Here is a 2,947-nt window from a genome sequence, read left to right as displayed (position 1 = left end):
ACAGCGCCGGGCGGGCGGCCGCGGCCGACGGCGCGTTCCGGCTGCGGCGCACGGCCCCGGCGGCCGGAACCGTGGTGCTGCTCGACGACATCGTCACCACCGGGGCCACGCTCGCGGCGGTGAGCCGGATGTTGCACCGCGCGGGAATGACGCCAAAGGCCGCGGCGGTGCTCGCCGCAACGCAAAAGCGGCGGCTTCGGTGACGCTTCGTGTATCCGTTTCACCCCATGGTGTATGAGCTGTTAATTTTCGCGACCGCCTTCGGCAACCGGGGGTGACGGGTGGCCGAACAGGAGTTAGCGTTTCGGTGTCGGGGGTAGTGAGGATGCCAACCTTCCCCCGGCACTGGAAGGAGGCGTAGCCGTACACCACCGGTCGACGCCGAGCGGTGCCCTCCCGGGTGCGTCGACCGGATATCCGGACCGAACGACCGTCCGAACAAGGGAGGTCACGTGGACATCGTGGTCAAGGGCCGTAACGTCGAAGTGCCGGACCATTACCGGGTGCACGTAGCCGAGAAACTCGCGAAGATCGAACGCTACGACCACAAACTCATTCGCGTGGACGTCGAGTTGTTCCACGAGCGCAATCCGCGCCAGGCCGACCACTGCCAGCGGGTGGAGATCACCTGCGTCACGCGGGGTCCGGTGATCCGGGCCGAGGCCTGCACGAACGACTTCTACAGCGCGCTCGACGCCGCCATCGCCAAGCTGGACACCCGGTTCCGCCGGGCGGCCGACCGCCGCCGGGTGCACCGCGGGCGGCACGCGCCGCTCTCCGTGGCCGCCGCGACCGCCGGTCTTCCGGTGGCCGACCTGGACGGGCCCGGCCTGGCGGTGCTGAACGGCCACGGCGCGGCCACGGCCGTCGCCGACCGTCCGGACGAGAGCGGCTTCGAGGAACCCGACGACCAGCCGTGGCACATCGCCCGGGAGAAGGTCCACCCCGCCGAACCGATGACCGTCGACGACGCGCTGTTCCAGATGGAACTGGTCGGCCACGACTTCTACCTGTTCCAGGACAAGGAGTCCGGCCGCCCGAGCGTGGTCTACCGACGGCGCGCGTACGACTACGGGATCATCTCGCTCGACACCTGACCCCTTGGCCGCCGATCCGGGGCCCGCGCGTCGCGGGGGCCCCGGATCAGTCCCGGTCCGCGGCGAGCCGCCCGAAGACCACCGAATCGGTACGGGCGCCGCCCGCGCCGGGAAGTCGCCCGCGCAGCAGCCCTTCCCGCCGGAAGCCGGCGCGTTCCAGCACCCGCTGGGAGGCGACGTTCTCCGGCCGTGTGCCGGCCCAGAGCCGGGCCACCCCGACGTCGAACGCCCAGCCGGCGACCAGCCGGACCGTCCGGGCGGCCAGCCCGCGCCCCCGCGCCTCGGGCAGCAGGCTGTAGCCCAGCATGGCCTGGCCGGTCGTCGGCTCGTCGTACACCAGGGCGCAGCCACCGACGACCGCGCCGGTCGCCGCGTCGAGGATCGCCAGGTCGGCGGAGTTGCCGGCCAGCCAGTGGCTCGCCGCGAGCCGGCAGCGACGGGCCACCGCCTCCCGGTCCGGCGGCGTGGGCGGAACCCGGTTCGCCACCACCTCCGGCAGCGTGTGCAGCCGGTGCAGCGCGTCCGTGTCCGCCGGTTCCACCCGGCGCACCGTCACCACGCCGTCGGTGAGCCGGCCGTCGGGCAGGTCCGGCAGCGGTCGGTCGGTCGGTCCGGGCGGATCGTCGGCCAGCCGCACCCAGGCGACCAGGTCGTGCCGTACGCCGGGGACGCCCGCGCCGGCCGCCCGGCGCACCCCCTCGTGCCGGTAGCCGCAGGCCAGCGCGATGCGCTGACTCGGCACGTTCTCCGCGCGGGTGAGCAGCTCCAGCCGGGCCGCCCCGGCCGCGAACGCCTGCCCGGTCAGCAGCCGGGTGGCGGCGGTGGCCACGCCCCGGCCGCGTGCCGACGGGCCCACCCAGTAGCCGATCTCGTACGTCGCCCGTTCCGCGCTGAGCCGGGTCAGGCCGATGCTGCCGAGCAGCCGGTCGGTGGCCGGCTCGGCGATCGTGTACGCGGCGCCGCCGGCCGCCCGGGCCGCCGGCGCGCCCTCGGTGATCCACCACCGGGCGGCGTCGGCGTCGTACGGGTCGGGCAGGAAGGGCATGAACCGGCGGGACTCCGGGTCGGTCAGGCCGGCCACCGTGCCGGGCACGTCGGCCGGAGCGCACGGCCGCAGCCGTACCCCGTACCCCTCGATCGTCTCCGGGGTCACGCCAGGTCCTCCGGGAGCAGCCCGCCGATCCAGACGTCCTGCCGTTCACCGCGGTGCTGGACGCCGCCGCGCAGCGTGCCCTCGACGGTGAAGCCGGCCTTCTCGGCCGCCCGCCGGGACGCGGTGTTGCCCACGTTGGCCCGCCACTCGACCCGGGCGAGGCCGAGCGTGGTGAAGCCCCAGGCGCAGACCGCGGTGAGCGCGGCCGGCAGGTAGCCCCGGCCCCGCGCGTGCGGGGCGGTCATGAAACCGACGTCCGCGACGAGCGGGGTGCCGGGCGGGAGGCGCAGGTCGACCGAGGCGACCCAGCTGTCGTCCGGCTCGGCCACCGCGAACGTCACGGCGGTGCCGCGCGCCCACGCCGGGCGCACCAGGTCCCGCAGGAAGCCCTCGGCGTGCTCCGGCCGGTACGGATGCGGCACGGTGGTCCACCGGACCGTCTGCTCGTCCTGGCAGGTGCGGGTGACCTCGGCCAGGTCCCGCTCCTCCAGCGCGCGCAGCCGCAGCTCGGTGTCGCCGGCGGTGGCGAACAGGACGGGCTGGGGGCGGCCGAAGACCGCCGCCCGACGGGCCTGGAGCGTGTCCGGGCCGAACGGGACGGGGTCGCCCGGCGCGGCCAGCTCGGCCGGCAGGAGGGAGCCGATCCAGCCCTCGGGCCGGCCGCCCTCGGCCGGGTGGGCCAGCCGCAGCTCGCCCT

The 2,947-nt window shown here is 75.1% G+C and carries 4 protein-coding genes; 2 read left to right on the top strand and 2 right to left on the bottom strand.

Annotated elements, in window-relative coordinates; translation table 11 throughout:
- Both HUW36_RS29730 and hpf read left to right on the top strand, forming a co-directional pair.
- The coding region (locus HUW36_RS29730; RefSeq protein ID WP_281357573.1) for a phosphoribosyltransferase family protein at window positions 1-203 on the top strand (203 nt) is incomplete at its 5' end.
- A 249-nt stretch (window positions 204-452) separates the two neighbouring features.
- Window positions 453-1,097: a ribosome hibernation-promoting factor, HPF/YfiA family gene (hpf, locus tag HUW36_RS29725; protein ID WP_174531134.1), complete on the top strand. Its 645-nt coding sequence runs from the start codon at window positions 453-455 to the stop codon at window positions 1,095-1,097.
- Window positions 1,098-1,143: 46 nt separating this feature from the next.
- On the opposite strand, the gene HUW36_RS29720 is transcribed toward hpf, so the two are convergent.
- Both HUW36_RS29720 and HUW36_RS29715 read right to left on the bottom strand, forming a co-directional pair.
- Complete coding sequence (locus tag HUW36_RS29720) at window positions 1,144-2,250, bottom strand: GNAT family N-acetyltransferase (RefSeq protein WP_174531133.1); 1,107 nt, start codon at window positions 2,248-2,250, stop codon at window positions 1,144-1,146.
- The coding region (locus tag HUW36_RS29715) for a GNAT family N-acetyltransferase (RefSeq protein ID WP_174531132.1) at window positions 2,247-2,947 on the bottom strand (701 nt) is incomplete at its 5' end. The genes HUW36_RS29715 and HUW36_RS29720, both read right to left, overlap by 4 nt.

Origin of the sequence: Micromonospora maritima (assembly GCF_902825405.1) — a bacterium.
GTDB lineage: Bacteria > Actinomycetota > Actinomycetes > Mycobacteriales > Micromonosporaceae > Micromonospora > Micromonospora maritima.
The sequence above is the reverse complement of the archived record's forward strand: the minus strand, read 5'-3'. Positions and strand labels throughout refer to the sequence as shown.